We start from the raw sequence: 14,762 nt of genomic DNA, 5'->3' as shown, positions 1-14,762 counted from the left end.
CCTGCTGCTCGCTAGCATCGGGCTTTCCTCGACGCCGTGCCCCGATGCCTCACTCCCCTTCCCCCGCTCTTCCCTCCGCGCCTGGCACCTTGCTGGATACGCGCTTTCACGTGGAAACGCCGGAAGGCATCGACCTGGCCTTGCGCCCTGCTGGCCTGCTGGTACGCGCCCTCGCCTTCGCCATCGACCTGGGCCTTCGCGGCCTTATTCTGGGCTTCGCCGCCATTGTGTTAGCCCTGCTGGGCCAACTGGGCATGGGCCTGGGCGCGATTTTGTATTTCCTGGTGAACTGGTGGTACATGGTGCTGTTCGAGGTGCTCAACCAAGGGCAGTCTCCAGGCAAGCAGTTCATGGGCCTGCGCGTGGTGCACGACGACGGCACGCCGATTGGCTGGGCCGCCTCGCTGACACGCAACCTGCTGCGCTTTGTGGATGTGCTGCCCTTCTCCTATGCCTTCGGCATCGTCAGCTGCCTGAACAGCCGAACCTTCAAGCGCCTTGGCGACCTGGCCGCCGGCAGCGTGGTGGTGTACCGCGACATTGCGCTGAAGCGCCCGCCGCTCGCCAATGCCGAACCGCTGCGGGCGCCGTTCCCGCTGAGCCTCAACGAGCAGCGCGCGGTGATGGCCTTCAGTGAACGTCAGGGCGAACTCTCCGCCGCGCGCCGTCAGGAATTGGCCGCCATTCTTGCCGAGCCCTTGCAAGTGCCTGCCGAGCAGGCCGAACAGCAGCTCAACCGCATCGCCAGCGGCTTGCTGGGGCCGACATGAAACAGACCGTATTCGAGAGCCGTCATCAGGCTGAGTGGCAACGCTTCACCGCGTTGCTCGAAAGCCTTGAGCGTGGCAAAGCCTCAGCTGAGGCCAGCCAAGCCTTCGCCGCTGACTACCGGCGCCTGTGTCATCAACTGGCCTTGGCGCAGGAACGTGGTTACAGCAGCTACCTGATCGATCAGTTGCAACTGCTGGCCATGCGTGGGCACCAGCAGTTCTACCGTCACCGCAGCCAATTGGGCGCGCAGATCATTCAGTTTGTGCTGGGCGGTTTTGCCCGTTTGGTGCGTGAGGAATGGCGCAGCGTGCTGATCGCCACGCTGGTGTTCTTCGGCACGCTGATTCTGATGGGCGTGCTGGTCTATGCCTTCCCCGACCTGATCTACAGCGTGATGGCGCCCGATCAGGTCGCAGACATGGAACACATGTACGACCCCGACGCCCGCCGCATCGGCCGCAACGAACGCGACGCCGGTGATGACTGGATGATGTTCGGCTACTACATCATGAACAACATCGGCATCTCCTTTCAGACCTTCGCCAGCGGCTTGCTGTTTGGCCTGGGCAGTCTGTTTTTCCTGCTATTCAACGGCCTGACCATCGGCGCCGTGGCCGGTCATTTAACCCAGGTGGGCTACACCGAAACCTTCTGGTCGTTCGTGATCGGCCATGGCGCGTTTGAGCTGACTGGCATCGTATTCTCCGGCGCAGCGGGCTTGAAGATGGGCTGGGCGCTGCTCGCGCCGGGGCGGTTTACCCGCGCGGAGGCGTTGCGCCTGGCGGCCGGGCGCGCCGTGCAACTGGTGGCCGGGGTCATTCTGTTTTTGCTGATCGCCGCGTTTATCGAGGCCTATTGGTCGTCGATGACCTTCACCACGCCGATGGTGAAATACATCGTCGGCGCGGGGTTGTGGACGCTGGTGCTGAGCTATTTCGTGTTTGCCGGTCGGGGTGTGCATGCGCCTGACTGACGCCAGCGTGGCCATTCGCCCGCGCAGCAACTGGGAAGCCATCGACCTCGGCGTGCTGCTGGCGCGGCAACACCTGCGTGTTCTGTTCAGCAGTTTTTTCCTCATCAGCTTTCCGGTGTTCGCCCTGATCACTGCGGTGCTGTGGAACTACCCTAGCGTCACTATGTTCCTGTTCTGGTTGCTCAAGCCGGCGTTCGACCGCTTGCCGCTGCATATCTTGTCGCAAGCACTGTTCGGCAATACCCCGACCATCAAGCAGGCCGTCAAAGCCTGGCCGCGCCTGCTTAAGCCGCAACTGCTGGCGAGCCTGACCTGGCGACGCCTGAGCTTCACCCGCAGCTTCGATTTGCCGGTCATGCAACTGGAAGGCTTGGGCGGCGAAGCACGCAGCAAGCGCCTGGTGGTGCTCGGCCAACGCAGCACCGGCGCCGCCACCTGGCTCACCGTGATTGGCGTGCACGTTGAAACCGCGCTGCTGTTCGGCCTTACCGCACTGTTCTACCTGCTGCTGCCGCAGCAGATGAAAACCGATTGGGACTGGCAAAACCTGATCAATCCGGAAGCCGGCGAATGGCTGTGGCTGGAGCATTTGTACAACTCCCTGTACGTGTTGGTGCTGTGTGTGTGGGAGCCGGTATACGTGGCGTGCGGTTTCACCCTGTACCTGAACCGGCGCACCACGCTGGAAGGTTGGGACATTGAGCTGACGTTCCGCCGCCTGCGCCAACGCCTGACCGGCATCGCCTATGTGTTGGTGCTCGGCTTCAGCGCATTGCTGCTGAGCACACCGGGCAGCGCCTGGGCCGACGATGAGCCGGCTGTGGTTGGCAGTTGCCCGATTCCGTTCGACGACCCGCTCGGCCCGGACAAAGACCGGCTCGCCAACCAATCGCTGACCAGCAAAGCCGCGCAAGCCAGCATCAGCAAAATTCTCGACGCGCCGCCGTTCGAGAACCGCGAAACCGTCACCCGTTGGCGCTTCGGCGACGATGCCAAGAAAGAACCGAAAAAAGCCAAAGACAGCAAAGAAGACGAGGCGTCCTCGCTGCTCGAGGGCATCAAGCACCTGCTCGAAGCGTGGCAAGGCATGAAGTGGGTGGCCAAGGCGGTCGAAGTGTTCCTGTGGGGCGCAGTCATTGCGCTGGTGGTGCTGATTATCTGGCGCTACCGCGAATGGCTGAGCACGTTCACCGGACGCCTATCTCTGCCCAAACGGCAGAAGCGCGAGGTGCCGAGCATGCTGTTCGGCCTCGACGTGGCGCCGGAGAGCTTGCCAGACGATGTCGCCAGCACCGTCGAACGCTTGTGGAACGAACAGCCGCGCGAAGCCTTGGGTTTGCTCTACCGCGCCTTGCTCAGCCGTTTGCTGCATGACTACCACCTGCCCCTCAAAGGCTCGCACACCGAGGGCGAAGTGCAGCAATTGGTACAGAACCTTGAGCTTGGTGACCTCACCCGCTTCACCCAAGTGCTCACGCGCCATTGGCAGAACCTCGCGTACGGTCACCAAAATCCGCCCGACAACCTCAAGCGCGGCCTTTGCGAAGGCTGGCGTCGCTTGTTCCAAACGGGGGCGCAGGCATGAACCGGCGCGTCACGTTTGCCGTCGCGGCGGTGATCTTTTTCCTCCTCGGCTTGGCCGCTATCTATGTGATGAGCCTGGCTACGCCCTATCAAAAAGAAATCAAACACGGCCCCTCGCCGGAAGTGGGCGCCAACCCCTACCTGGCGGCCGAAACCTTTTTGAAAGACCGGCAGATCAGCGTCACCCGTGCCGACGGCCTGGAGGTGCTCAGCACCTTGCCGAGCCAAGGCAATACCTTGCTGCTGTTGGGCACGCGAGAAAAGATGACCCCACGGCAAACCGAGCGCGTGTTGGCATGGGCAGCCAAAGGCGGGCATCTGCTGGTGGTGGCAGAGTCGCTGTGGGATGAAGACGAAGGCAAAAGTGACGACCTGCTGCTCGACAAACTGGGCATCCACCAACTGCTCACCGACGACCTCGACCAAGACACCGAAGTCCAAGACAGCGAAGACTCAGAACAAGCCACTGCCGAAGACAGCAGCGAACAAGAAGCACAGCGCGACGATTCAGACGAGCCGCAAGAACCCGGGCCTGGCGACGAGGCGGACGCAGACGCGGACCTTTATCCCGAGCTGACCAAGCTGTACCTGGAAAACGAAGAGGCGCCGGCCTATATCAACTTCGATACCGACTACCACTTGTTCGACGCCAAGAACCAGGCCCAAGCCTGGGCCAACAGTGCCGACTCCACGCACATGCTGCAGCTCAACCACGGCGACGGCCTGGTAACGGTGCTGACCGACAGCTGGATCTGGCAGAACGAAAGCATCGCCGACTACGACAACGCCTGGCTGCTCTGGTACCTCACGCAAGACAGCAAAGTCACGCTGTTGTATCGCGCCGACCGCGACGACTTGCTCACGCTGCTGTGGCGCAACTTCCCCGAAGCGCTGGTGGCCTTGGCGCTGCTGATCGCCCTGGTACTGTGGGCCAACGGCCGTCGTCAGGGTCCGCTGCTCGCGCCGGCCAGCCTGGCCCGCCGCCAGCTTCAAGAACACCTGCGCGGTAGCGCTGATTTCCTGCGCCGCAACAGTGGCGCGCAAAGCCTGCTGCAAGGGCTGCAGCGCGATATCCAGCGCCAGGCCCGTCGTCGTCACCCAGGTTTCGAACGGCTGGACATTGCCCCCCAATGGCAAGTGCTTGGCCGTCTCAGTCGCTTACCCAGCAGTGCCATTAGCCAAGCCATGCGTCCGCTGCCGAAACAGCGGATCTCCGCCACCGAATTCACCCGCCAGGTCGCCCACCTGCAAACCCTCAGGAATGCCCTATGAGCGAACAGACGCCCGATCAGCCCGGCCGCCCAGTCGATGCCCCCGCCACCGAACTGGAGCTGGACCCGCAAGCCCTGGAGCCCACCCCGGCTCCAGCATCCGCTGCCATTGTTGGCGCGCTGACGCCACCGCCCGCCCCGGCCCCTGCCGCGCCGCCGGCGAACGCCCAGCGCCAACGCGCCATTCAATTGGCCCAAGCGTTGCGCCAGGAATTGCAAAAAGCGCTGATCGGCCAGACCGCCGTTATCGACGATGTGCTGACTGCGCTGTTGGCCGGCGGACACGTGTTGCTCGAAGGCGTGCCGGGCTTAGGTAAAACCCTATTGGTACGCGCGCTGGCCCGCTGCTTTGGCGGCGAATTCGCGCGCATTCAATTCACGCCCGACCTGATGCCAAGCGACGTCACCGGCCACGCGGTGTACGACCTGCAGTCCGAGCAGTTCAAGCTGCGCAAAGGCCCGGTGTTCACCAACTTGCTGCTGGCGGACGAAATCAACCGCGCCCCGGCGAAAACCCAGGCGGCGCTGCTGGAAGTGATGCAAGAACGTCAGGTCACGCTGGAAGGTCGTGCGCTCGCGGTAGCTCAGCCGTTTATGGTGCTGGCCACGCAGAACCCGATCGAGCAAGAAGGCACGTACCCGCTGCCCGAAGCCGAGCTCGACCGCTTTATGCTCAAGCTGCGCATGGATTACCCGCAGCTCGACGAAGAGCTGACCATGGTCCGCCAGGTCAGTCGTTCATCGCGCGCCGACATGCTCGACGTGGTGCCACTGCGCCCGCTGCTGCAAGCCAAAGACGTACTGGCGCTGCAGAAAATCGCCAGCGACCTGGCCCTTGATGAACAAGTGCTCGACTACGCCGTGCGCCTGGCGCGTGCCACGCGCAGCTGGCCGGGTCTGGCCATTGGCGCCGGCCCGCGTGCCTCCATTGCCTTGGTGCGTGGCGGCCGTGCCCGTGCGCTGCTGCGTGGCGGCGACTTCGTGACCCCCGACGACGTGAAAGGCTGCGCCCTGGCGGTGCTGCGCCACCGCGTGCGCTTGTCGCCGGAACTGGATATCGAAGGGTTGTCGGTGGATCAGGTGCTGCAACAGTTACTCGACCAGGTGGCAGCGCCGCGTCTATGACCCACTTCGCCATGTCGGCTAATAAAGGGCCGCAATGAAACCGTCGCGCCTGCTGTTGCTGCTACTCGGCGGCTTGCTGAGCCTGGCCATTGTGTTGGGCATTTTGCAGGCCGTGGACGTGCATGTGCCGCCGACCTTGCACACGCTCTGGTGGGCGGCGCTGCTGGCACTGTTGCTGGTCAGCGGCCTGGACGTGTTGTGGCTGCGGCAACTGCCCTCGCCACAGCTGACACGCACCTTGCCGGGCAACTTGTCGCTCGGCCGTTGGGGCGAGGTGCAGCTGGTTGCGCAACACGGCTTGCGACATCGCCAGCAACTTGAGGTGTTCGACCACGTGCCCGCCGGCATGGACGTCGACTACCTGCCGCAACGCATCGAGCTGCGCCCCGGCGAACAAACGCAATTCAGCTACCGCGTGCGGCCATTGGTGCGTGGGCACTTCGCGTTCGAACGCTGTGAGTTGGGCATCCCCAGCCCACTGAAACTCTGGCAAGGCCGGCGCTACGTGGAGCTGCCAGGCGCCACGCGCGTGTACCCGGACTTCGCAAGGCTCTACGACGCCAGCCTCAAAGGCGTGGACGACTGGCTCGGACAACTGGGCGTGCGCCAGCAACAGCGCCGTGGCTTGGGTCAGGAATTTCAGCAGCTGCGCGAATTCCGTGATGGCGACACCTTGCGCCAAATCGACTGGAAAGCCACCGCACGCAAACGCACGCCGATTGCCCGCGAGTATCAAGACGAGCGCGACCAGCAGATTATTTTCCTGCTCGACTGCGGCCGGCGTATGCGCAGCCAGGACGGCGACCTTTCCCATTTCGACCACGCCCTCAACGCCTGCCTGCTGCTCAGCTACGTAGCCTTGCGCCAAGGCGACGCTGTGGGCATGGCGACGTTTGCCGGCGACCAGCCGCGCTTTCTGGCACCGGTCAAAGGCCAGGCGCATTTGAACGTGCTGCTTAACGCAGTGTACGACCTGCAAAGCACGCAACGTCCTGCCGATTACGCAGCGGCCATCGACGCCCTGCTCGCCCGCCAACGCCGCCGCGCGCTGGTGGTGATCGTCAGCAACCTGCGCGACGAAGACGACGAAGAACTGCTGGCCGCCGCCAAACGCCTCGGCCGCCAACACCGCGTATTGATCACCAGCTTGCGCGAAGAAGTACTCGACAGCCTGCGCCACAATCCCGTGCACAACTACGAAGAGGCGCTGGCCTACTGCGGCACGGTGGATTATTTAAATGCGCGTGCCGGGCTGCATGAACGGTTGATCGCCCATGGCGTGCCGGTGCTGGATGCAAGGCCGAGCCAGTTGGGGCCGGAGCTCGTCGAGCGGTATCTGGCCTGGAAAAAAGCCGGCGTGTTCTAGGTTCGGCTTTCGATCGCCGGGTCGTCGGCCTGGCGGCGTTGCGTCCTCGCTTTAAATGCTCACGTACAAAAGTACGCTGCGCTTTAAAGCTGCGGGGCGCCTTGCCAAGCCTTAGCCCCGACGATCTCGATTTGGTTGGAATATTCCTGGACGATCGCCGGGGCGTCGGCCTGGCGGCGTTGCGCCCTCGCTTTAAATGCTCACGTACAAAAGTACGCTGCGCTTTAAAGCTGCGGGGCGCCTTGCCAAACCTTAGCCCCGACGATCTCGAATGGCGGCGCACTTAACGGTCGGCTCGGCAGCTTCGCCAAACTACGCCTCCGTAGGAGCGGCTGGGCGGCATTCCGATTAGCCGCGAGCTTTTCGATCAACAACTCGCGGCTAAAGCCGCTCCTACAGAGAGCCCAGCGGCGGACTCGGATCTGCGCTGCGCCCCTCCCTCTCCCCTAACCCCTCTCCCGCAAGCGGGCGAGGGGAATCAATTCGCGCACGACTTCGCCCCCTCTGCCCGTTTACGGGAGAGGGCTGGGGAGAGGGTTTTGATTGCAGAGCGAAAAGCAGCTAAACCGGCGTAGCCAAGGTTTGAAACGTGAAGTACTGACGCAACGCGTCAACCATTTCAACGTAATCCGGCGGCGGTGCCACCAGCGAGAAGCCTGAGTCCCAACCACCCGGGGTGACATCCTCGCGGCACCATTGGCAGGTGGCGGAGAAGTTGATGATGCGCTGGCCAGTCGGCCCCGGAATTTTCAAACACATTTCAAACCGCGCGCCAACGAGCATGGGCAGCTCGCTGATCAGCATCAAGCCATCCAGCGACACGTTGCCGATATGGCCCATGGGTTTGTCGGTGATGCGGTTGAAGACATTCAGGTAAGACGGCAACTGATGTCGATCGATTCGGCGTTCACTTCGCATGATGGCAAATCGCTATGGACGGCCCCTGAGTATGGCCGCTGCTTATAGGGAGGGCCAGCCTCAGTCGCAGTCGCGAGCAATTTGTTGGCTGATTTGGCGACGAGCGGTGTCCAGTTGCTGGTCGCTGTAATACTCGCGGTCGCCCTTGTCATTGACGGAGTAGTACGTGCTACCAGGGGGAATCTGCGCCAGTTTGTTGCGTAGGCTTGCGCAGTAATTGTGGACTTCGGCCTGCTGTTTGCTCGCGCGCTGCTGGGCTTGCGCTTGCTCTTCACGGCGAGCGTTGTAGAAATTGTCGGTGCGTTCCTGGCGCTGGCGGGTGGCTTCATCGCGCTCGATCACTTGCGGCTTCACCGCCACAGGCGCCGAGCCTGATACCTGGCGCTGGTCGAAGTGCACCGTGCCATTGGCATCCGTCCATTTGTAGATTTCTGCCGCCGCCACACTAGGCAGCAGCGCGACGCATAACAACCACACGCGCATCACCTTCCTCCTTGAATCAACGCCACGTCAGCGCCTGGCTATCTTCGCTAAGCGCCGTGGGCTTGCCAATAGCGCAACGCCGGCGCTGAGAAATTTACAGCGGTGCAGCGGACGTTTTGGCCGCTTCGCTCGGCCGGTGGCCAAGCTGCTGCAAAGTGTCCAAACGCGCGCGGGCGCGGTAGGCGTACTCGCTCGACGGGTAGCGCGCGATGATGAACTGGTAGGTTTGCGCCGCGTCCACGAAGAGGTTTTCACGCTCCAGGCACTGGCCGCGCAACAGCGAGATTTCCGGTTGTACATAACTGCGCGAACGGCTTTTGCGCTCAGCCTGCGACAGCTCCAGCATGGCCTTGTCGCAATTGCCGGCGTTGTATTCCTGGTAAGCCTGATCCAGGTGGTAATCCATGGTCATGCTGTTGCAGCCTGCGGCGCCGAGCACCACCGCACCAATAAGTAAAAATCGCATGGGCAAATCCTCCGATGTGGAGTGTATCGACAGCCTTGAGAAAAACTGCAGAGCAGGCTGAGCATATCCTCCGATTGGAGATGCGTCAGCGCCCTTGGTCCATCTGCGCCGCCTGACTAGACTGGCCGAACCGGGCCGCAGCGCACCGCCCGGCACTTCTATAAAAGCCAAGGAACGCCCATGCCCGCCCGCCGCTTTGTGCCGCTGTTGTATTGCCTACTTGTGCCCGGCTGCGCACCTACCACGCCGCTGTTTATCGCCCAGGTCACCACGCAGGAAGTGGCCGAATCCAAGGAAAGCAAAAACAACCGCATGCTCGGCGCCATCGAAGACGAAGGCGACTTGCTCACCTACAGCGCCATGGCCATTCGCGACGGCACCAGCGCCAAGGCTGAAACCACGTACTTGCAGGGCTATCAGGACGACAAGCTGAGCGACGAGGTGCGGGCCATTTCGCTGTACCAGATCGGCCTCATATATATGAGCCGCTTCAACGACCAACGCGACGACACCAAAGCCCTCAACACCTTTTATAAAGTGCGCAATGAGTTCGGCCAAACCCGCGCCGCAGCGCGCAGTGAACAGCGCATTGCGCTGATCAATCAGCGCGCCAACGAGCCGCTGCAACAGAACGCCCGCGAACTGCTGGCCAACTGGAAACCCAGCCAGAGTCTCAACCTCGACCAGCCTAGCCTCGACCCGGATATGACCCTGCTCTCACGCCGCGCAGTGCTCAAAGATCGCGTCGCCGAGGCAGAAGAGCTGTACCGCGTGGCGCTCAAAGACCCGGCGGTCGAACCCTCGATCAAAGAAGAAGCGCTGTACCAAGTAGCGCTCATGTACCTGGCGCCAGACAACCCGCACCCCAGCCGCGACAAGGCCATCGAGTACCTGCGCCAGTTGCTGGCGCAGTACCCCAACAGTGAATTGCGTGACAAAGCCGAGCGCCATCTGGACACCGCGCTGAACACCATCACACCTTGAGCAGCGCGCCATATAACCCGCAGTAAGGTAGTGCAAGCGAACAATGACTACAGCGGCGCAGCATAGTAGCCTCGGCTTCTGCTCGCCCTTCGGAGTCTTTCGCATGACCTTTCGCCGCACCAAAATCGTCGCCACCCTCGGTCCCGCCAGCAATTCCCCGGAAGTGTTGGAACAATTGATTCTCGCGGGCGTCGACGTCTGTCGCCTGAACTTCTCCCACGGCACCCCCGACGAACACAAAGCGCGCGCCCTCCTGGTTCGTGAAATCGCCGCCAAGCACGGCCGTTTCGTGGCACTGCTCGGCGACCTGCAAGGCCCGAAAATCCGTATCGCCAAATTCGCTGACAAGCGCATCGAACTCAAAGAAGGCGACAGCTTCCGCTTCTCCGTCACCCACCCGCGCGATGCCGGCACGCAAGAAGTGGTCGGTATCGACTACCCGGACCTGATCAAAGACTGCAAAACCGGCGACGAGCTGCTGCTCGACGACGGTCGTGTGGTGATGCTGGTGGAATCGACCACCGCTGACGAATTGCACTGCCGCGTACTAATCGGCGGTCCGCTGTCGGACCACAAAGGCATCAACCGTCGCGGCGGTGGCCTCACCGCGCCAGCCCTGACCGCCAAAGACAAAGCCGACATCAAGCTGGCTGCCGAGATGGAGCTGGATTACCTCGCCGTCTCCTTCCCGCGCGATGCGGCCGACATGGAACTGGCCCGCCGTCTGCGTGACGAAGCCGGTGGCACCGCCTGGCTGGTGGCGAAAATCGAACGCGCCGAAGCGGTTGCCGACGACGAAACCCTGGATGGCCTGATTCGCGCCAGTGACGCCGTAATGGTCGCCCGTGGCGACCTAGGCGTAGAAATCGGTGATGCCGAGCTGGTGGGCATTCAGAAGAAAATCATTCTCCACGCGCGTCGCCTGAACAAAGCGGTGATCACCGCCACGCAGATGATGGAGTCGATGATCAGCAGCCCGATGCCGACGCGCGCCGAAGTATCGGACGTGGCCAACGCCGCGCTGGACTTCACCGACGCCGTGATGCTGTCGGCCGAAAGCGCTGCCGGCATGTACCCGATCGAAGCGGTCAAGGCCATGGCCCGCGTGTGTCTGGGCGCTGAAAAGCACCCGACCAACAAGCGCTCCAGCCACCGCCTGGGCCACACCTTCGAGCGTTGCGATGAAAGCGTAGCGCTGGCCGCCATGTACACCGCCAACCATTTCCCGGGCGTTAAAGCGATCATCGCGCTGACCGAAAGCGGCTACAGCCCGCTGATCATGTCGCGCCTGCGCTCGCAAGTTCCGATCTTCGCCTTTACCCCACACCGTGAAACCCAGGCCCGAGTGGCCATGTTCCGCGGCGTGTACACCGTACCGTTCGACCCGGCATCGCTGCCGTCGAACAAAATCAGTGAAGCGGCGATTGAAGAGTTGGTGAAACGCGGCGTGGTACAGCCAGGGGATTGGGTGATTCTCACCAAGGGCGACAGCTACCACACCACCGGTGGCACGAACTCGATGAAGATTTTGCACGTGGGCGAACCCCAGGTCTGAGACTCTCCCGGCGCCGATTTCCGGGTCGTCGGCCAGGCGGCGTTGCGTCCTCGCTTTTAATGCTCACGTACTGCAGTACGCTGCGCTTAAAAGCTGCGGGGCGCCTTGCCTGGCCTTAGCCCCGTAAATCTCGGTTGCTAAAGGCACGATGCAACCCTGTGGGAGCGGCTTTAGCCGCGATGTTTTTGATCTTTAAAGCATCGCGGCTAAAGCCGCTCCTACACTAGGCCTCGATCATAACTTGCTGGCGAATCGATCAGGCGACGCCGATTAGCGTCGTTTGCAGGGTTCGCCAGCAAGCTGGCTCCTACGGGCTTGGAAGGTGCGGTGCCTCTACGCGATCTTCGAAAAATCCGCTTTGCGCCGCTGCATAAACGCCGACAACGCTTCAATCGCTTCCGGTGACCGCAGGCGCTGGTTGAATAAAGCGCCCTCCTCCTCGATCACTTTTCTCAGCTGTTCCCTTCCCGGTTTGCGCATTAGGCCTTTGCTGTCTTCCACCGCTTTGGGCGGCAGTTGTAGGAAGCGCTCGGCCATTTCTTTAGCGCGGGCCAGCGTCGCCGCGCCATCTTTCAACGCTTCGTTGGCAATGCCCCACGCGGCAGCCTGTTCGCCACTGAAAGACTGGCCCAGGAGCAACAATTCGGCAGCTTTGGCGTGGCCGAGCATTTGCGGCAGGATCAGGCTGGAGCCGTATTCAGGGCACAAGCCCAACGCCACGAATGGCATCTTCAATACGGCATCCTGGCTGACGTACACCAGGTCGCAGTGCAGCAGCAAGGTGGTGCCGATGCCAACGGCCGGACCGGCCACGGCGGCGACCACGGGCTTTTTCATTTCAAGCAAAGCGCGCATAAAGAAGAACACCGGGCTGTCCATGCCGCTGGGTGGCTCTTGCAGGAAATCGGCGATGTCATTGCCGCTGGTGAAGCAGTCTTCACCACCGCAGATCAGCACGGCACGAATGCTCGAATCGGCGTCGGCTTCTTCCAGAACTTCGGCCATGCGGCTGTACATGGCGCGGGTGAGCGCGTTCTTTTTATCCAGACGGTGCAGGCGCAGGGTCAGCAGACCCGCTTCGCGCTCGACCAGTACATGTTCGCTCATAACCATCCTCACGCGTGGGGCAAGAACAGGTCCGCGAACAGTTGGCTGCGCGGTAAACCTGCCAGGTAGAGCCGGCGCGAGAAGGTTTCGACAACAGCCGGCTGGCCGCAGAGTAAGGCGAGGGTTTGCCGTGAAACAAGGCGTAGTTCGGCCAAAGCGGCTGGCAACTCGGCCGCATTCACCAGCTGAATTTCAAGCTGCGGATGGGCATTAGCGAGGGTGTTTAATTCACCGGCCAGGTAGTGCGCCTCGGCGTTCGGGGCCACATGCATCAGCCGGATCGCGCCCTCATGGTTTTGGCGTAACGCCTCACGCAGAACGCCATACAGCGGAGCCAGACCGGTGCCCGCCGCCATCAGCAACAGCGGGCGCTGCTGCCAGTCCGGGTCGTAGTGCAAGGCGCCGCCGCGTAGTTCGCCCAGACGCAACATGTCGCCCGCCTGCAACTGCCGCGCCGCGTCGCTAAACGCGCCGTGCTGACGACAGTCGATGTGAAACTCCAGCCAGGGATCTTCACCCGCTACGCTCGCCAGCGAATACGGCCGGGCAATGCCAGAGGCCGTCCACAGCAGCACGTGCTGCCCCGCCCAATAGCGCAGCGGGCGCTCCGGCACCAGCCGCAGACGCAGCACCGTGGCGCTGGGCCAATCGAGCTGCGCCACGGTGGCGGGCAGACCGTCGCGCAGCGGGTCGTATACCTCAACGCTGAGGTCGTCCACTACCCGGCACTGGCAAGCCAACCGCCAGCCTTGCTCACGCTGGGCGGCGGTCAATGCTTCGGGTTTGGCGTCCAGCGGTTCGCCGCCAACGCAGCGCACCATGCACGCATGACAACTGCCGGCGCGGCAGCTGTAAGGCACGGCAATGCCGGCTCCGAGCAAGGCATCCAATAAATTACTGCCAGCGGTTAACGGGTACGCCTGCCCGGCCACCTTCAGTTCAGGCACCGCTGTTCTCCCACGCCGCGTGGCAGCAATTGCGGCCGCTGTGCTTGGCGCGGTAGAGCGCCTGATCGGCGCGGTGCAGGGCTTCGTCGAGGTCGTCGCCGGCTTCAAGCAAGGTCATGCCGGCGGACAAGCTGATGCTCTTCACTTTCAAGCCCACCGGTTCCGCGTTGGCAAATGCCTCACGCAGGCGCTCGCAGCACGCGGTGAGTTGGTCGGCGTCGGTGCACGGCAACAACAACACAAACTCTTCGCCGCCGTAGCGCGCCAACACATCGCCGTCGCGCAGGCAGGCTTGTGCCACCGTGGCGAAGGTTTGCAGCACGCGGTCGCCGCTGGCGTGGCCGTGTTGGTCGTTGATGCGTTTGAAGTGATCGAGGTCGATCAGTGCCAGGCCGTGTTGCATGCCAGGGCTGAGGCTGGCCAGTTCGCGGGCCGCCAGGCGCAGGAAATGGCGGCGATTGAACAGGCCGGTGAGTTCGTCGGTGGCCACCAGGTCTTCAAGCTGACGCATCATGCCGCGCAAGGTGTCTTGGTGGGCCTGCAAGGCGAAGCGGCGCTGGCGCATGCGTTGGCGCAGCGCCTGCACATAGCCGGCGAACAGGCTGAACCAGACCAGCGTCACCAGCAGCACGCCCACTTGCAGCAACGCCAGTTTCGGGTCCGGCAGACGCATCTGGTAGGCGTCCCACAAATTCACGCTGGCGAAACCAAAAAACGCGAACGCGGCGCAGCGTGCAAACACCCGGGGCGCCAGTTGGAACACACCGAACATCAGAATCAATAGATAGAACACCAGCATCGTGCCGCGCGCGGTGTGCAGGTTGTACATGAGGAAGGTGTGCATGCTCAGGGCGACGAGTACCTGAGGCGCGGTGAGGCTGGGGTCGTTAAAGCGAAGGTTGATGCCGCTGATGAAGATGGCGAAGAAAATCAGTTGGCTGACAATCACCATGCCCGCACAAATAAGCGCAGCGCCGGGTTCGGCAGAGTATTGGCCGCCCGCTACCAGCAGGCCGAACAACAGCAGTGCCAATCCATAAGTAGCCGCCGCCATGCCAAACCGCTTCAGTAGCAGGCTCTGCAGGGCTTTCTGTGTCCCCTTTTTAGTGGCGCTGCTCATGGGCTCCGTCCCGTACTGGCATCGTGCCGTCACTGTACCTAGCTGAAGGCAAAAAACCTAGTACACCAACACGTGCGTTAATCGACCAAGGT

Annotated in this window: 14 protein-coding genes; 8 read left to right on the top strand and 6 right to left on the bottom strand. The window is 62.3% G+C overall.

Going from position 1 to position 14,762, the window contains the following annotated elements:
- Window positions 1-44 precede the first annotated feature (44 nt).
- The 6 genes from ACZZZU_RS20395 to ACZZZU_RS20370 are packed head-to-tail and all read left to right on the top strand — an operon-like array spanning window position 45 to window position 7,090.
- Window positions 45-770, top strand: coding sequence for an RDD family protein (locus tag ACZZZU_RS20395; protein ID WP_463551648.1), 726 nt, complete (start codon window positions 45-47; stop codon window positions 768-770).
- Window positions 767-1,744, top strand: coding sequence for a stage II sporulation protein M (locus tag ACZZZU_RS20390; protein ID WP_463551647.1), 978 nt, complete (start codon window positions 767-769; stop codon window positions 1,742-1,744). The genes ACZZZU_RS20395 and ACZZZU_RS20390 overlap by 4 nt, the downstream gene beginning before the upstream one ends.
- A complete protein-coding gene (locus ACZZZU_RS20385) occupies window positions 1,731-3,329 on the top strand; it encodes a DUF4129 domain-containing protein (protein ID WP_463551646.1) in 1,599 nt (532 codons plus the stop codon). Before ACZZZU_RS20390 ends, ACZZZU_RS20385 begins: the two co-directional genes overlap by 14 nt.
- The gene (locus ACZZZU_RS20380) at window positions 3,326-4,600 is read left to right on the top strand and encodes a DUF4350 domain-containing protein (protein ID WP_463551645.1); all 1,275 of its coding nucleotides are present in this window, start codon (window positions 3,326-3,328) and stop codon (window positions 4,598-4,600) included. Before ACZZZU_RS20385 ends, ACZZZU_RS20380 begins: the two co-directional genes overlap by 4 nt.
- Window positions 4,597-5,724: an AAA family ATPase gene (locus tag ACZZZU_RS20375; RefSeq protein ID WP_463551644.1), complete on the top strand. Its 1,128-nt coding sequence runs from the start codon at window positions 4,597-4,599 to the stop codon at window positions 5,722-5,724. Before ACZZZU_RS20380 ends, ACZZZU_RS20375 begins: the two co-directional genes overlap by 4 nt.
- A 34-nt stretch (window positions 5,725-5,758) precedes the next feature.
- Complete coding sequence (locus ACZZZU_RS20370) at window positions 5,759-7,090, top strand: DUF58 domain-containing protein (protein ID WP_463551643.1); 1,332 nt, start codon at window positions 5,759-5,761, stop codon at window positions 7,088-7,090.
- A gap of 561 nt (window positions 7,091-7,651) precedes the next feature.
- On the opposite strand, the gene ACZZZU_RS20365 is transcribed toward ACZZZU_RS20370, so the two are convergent.
- The 3 genes from ACZZZU_RS20365 to ACZZZU_RS20355 form a co-directional block, all read right to left on the bottom strand.
- Window positions 7,652-8,008, bottom strand: coding sequence for a PilZ domain-containing protein (locus tag ACZZZU_RS20365; protein WP_122492681.1), 357 nt, complete (start codon window positions 8,006-8,008; stop codon window positions 7,652-7,654).
- 60 nt (window positions 8,009-8,068) lie between these two features.
- Window positions 8,069-8,491: a DUF4124 domain-containing protein gene (locus ACZZZU_RS20360; protein ID WP_122492682.1), complete on the bottom strand. Its 423-nt coding sequence runs from the start codon at window positions 8,489-8,491 to the stop codon at window positions 8,069-8,071.
- Between the two features lie 94 nt (window positions 8,492-8,585).
- Window positions 8,586-8,957 (bottom strand): tol-pal system YbgF family protein, encoded by a 372-nt coding sequence (locus tag ACZZZU_RS20355; protein ID WP_122492683.1) that lies wholly within the window; start codon window positions 8,955-8,957, stop codon window positions 8,586-8,588.
- A 180-nt stretch (window positions 8,958-9,137) separates the two neighbouring features.
- On the opposite strand from ACZZZU_RS20355, the gene ACZZZU_RS20350 reads away from it, so the two are divergent.
- Together ACZZZU_RS20350 and pyk are read left to right on the top strand one after the other, a co-directional pair.
- Window positions 9,138-9,941: an outer membrane protein assembly factor BamD gene (locus tag ACZZZU_RS20350; RefSeq protein ID WP_463551642.1), complete on the top strand. Its 804-nt coding sequence runs from the start codon at window positions 9,138-9,140 to the stop codon at window positions 9,939-9,941.
- Between the two features lie 103 nt (window positions 9,942-10,044).
- Window positions 10,045-11,496, top strand: coding sequence for a pyruvate kinase (pyk, locus tag ACZZZU_RS20345; protein ID WP_463381936.1), 1,452 nt, complete (start codon window positions 10,045-10,047; stop codon window positions 11,494-11,496).
- A gap of 333 nt (window positions 11,497-11,829) precedes the next feature.
- On the opposite strand, the gene ACZZZU_RS20340 is transcribed toward pyk, so the two are convergent.
- Genes ACZZZU_RS20340 through ACZZZU_RS20330 form a run of 3 tightly spaced genes read right to left on the bottom strand, consistent with a single transcriptional unit; the run spans window position 11,830 to window position 14,670 of the window.
- The gene (locus ACZZZU_RS20340) at window positions 11,830-12,603 is read right to left on the bottom strand and encodes an enoyl-CoA hydratase-related protein (protein WP_463551641.1); all 774 of its coding nucleotides are present in this window, start codon (window positions 12,601-12,603) and stop codon (window positions 11,830-11,832) included.
- A gap of 8 nt (window positions 12,604-12,611) precedes the next feature.
- The gene (locus tag ACZZZU_RS20335; protein ID WP_463551640.1) at window positions 12,612-13,550 is read right to left on the bottom strand and encodes an iron-sulfur-binding ferredoxin reductase; all 939 of its coding nucleotides are present in this window, start codon (window positions 13,548-13,550) and stop codon (window positions 12,612-12,614) included.
- On the bottom strand, window positions 13,543-14,670 hold the full coding sequence (locus ACZZZU_RS20330) for a GGDEF domain-containing protein (RefSeq protein WP_463551639.1): 1,128 nt from the start codon (window positions 14,668-14,670) through the stop codon (window positions 13,543-13,545). The genes ACZZZU_RS20335 and ACZZZU_RS20330 overlap by 8 nt, the downstream gene beginning before the upstream one ends.
- Between the last annotated feature and the right edge of the window lie 92 nt (window positions 14,671-14,762).

The sequence above is a fragment of the Pseudomonas sp. AC136 genome (genome assembly GCF_979258585.1).
This window is presented reverse-complemented; position numbering and strand designations above follow the sequence as displayed.

What these genes read in the sequence shown, in the direction of transcription:
- ACZZZU_RS20385 (WP_463551646.1), top strand. Translation starts at nt 1,731, where the DNA reads ATGCGCCTGACTGACGCCAGCGTGGCCATTCGCCCGCGCAGCAACTGG.
- ACZZZU_RS20370 (WP_463551643.1), top strand. Translation starts at nt 5,759, where the DNA reads ATGAAACCGTCGCGCCTGCTGTTGCTGCTACTCGGCGGCTTGCTGAGC.
- ACZZZU_RS20390 (WP_463551647.1), top strand. Translation starts at nt 767, where the DNA reads ATGAAACAGACCGTATTCGAGAGCCGTCATCAGGCTGAGTGGCAACGC.
- ACZZZU_RS20350 (WP_463551642.1), top strand. Translation starts at nt 9,138, where the DNA reads ATGCCCGCCCGCCGCTTTGTGCCGCTGTTGTATTGCCTACTTGTGCCC.
- ACZZZU_RS20330 (WP_463551639.1), bottom strand. Translation starts at nt 14,670, where the DNA reads ATGAGCAGCGCCACTAAAAAGGGGACACAGAAAGCCCTGCAGAGCCTG.
- ACZZZU_RS20360 (WP_122492682.1), bottom strand. Translation starts at nt 8,491, where the DNA reads ATGCGCGTGTGGTTGTTATGCGTCGCGCTGCTGCCTAGTGTGGCGGCG.
- ACZZZU_RS20380 (WP_463551645.1), top strand. Translation starts at nt 3,326, where the DNA reads ATGAACCGGCGCGTCACGTTTGCCGTCGCGGCGGTGATCTTTTTCCTC.
- ACZZZU_RS20340 (WP_463551641.1), bottom strand. Translation starts at nt 12,603, where the DNA reads ATGAGCGAACATGTACTGGTCGAGCGCGAAGCGGGTCTGCTGACCCTG.
- ACZZZU_RS20375 (WP_463551644.1), top strand. Translation starts at nt 4,597, where the DNA reads ATGAGCGAACAGACGCCCGATCAGCCCGGCCGCCCAGTCGATGCCCCC.
- pyk (WP_463381936.1), top strand. Translation starts at nt 10,045, where the DNA reads ATGACCTTTCGCCGCACCAAAATCGTCGCCACCCTCGGTCCCGCCAGC.
- ACZZZU_RS20365 (WP_122492681.1), bottom strand. Translation starts at nt 8,008, where the DNA reads ATGCGAAGTGAACGCCGAATCGATCGACATCAGTTGCCGTCTTACCTG.
- ACZZZU_RS20395 (WP_463551648.1), top strand. Translation starts at nt 45, where the DNA reads ATGCCTCACTCCCCTTCCCCCGCTCTTCCCTCCGCGCCTGGCACCTTG.
- ACZZZU_RS20355 (WP_122492683.1), bottom strand. Translation starts at nt 8,957, where the DNA reads ATGCGATTTTTACTTATTGGTGCGGTGGTGCTCGGCGCCGCAGGCTGC.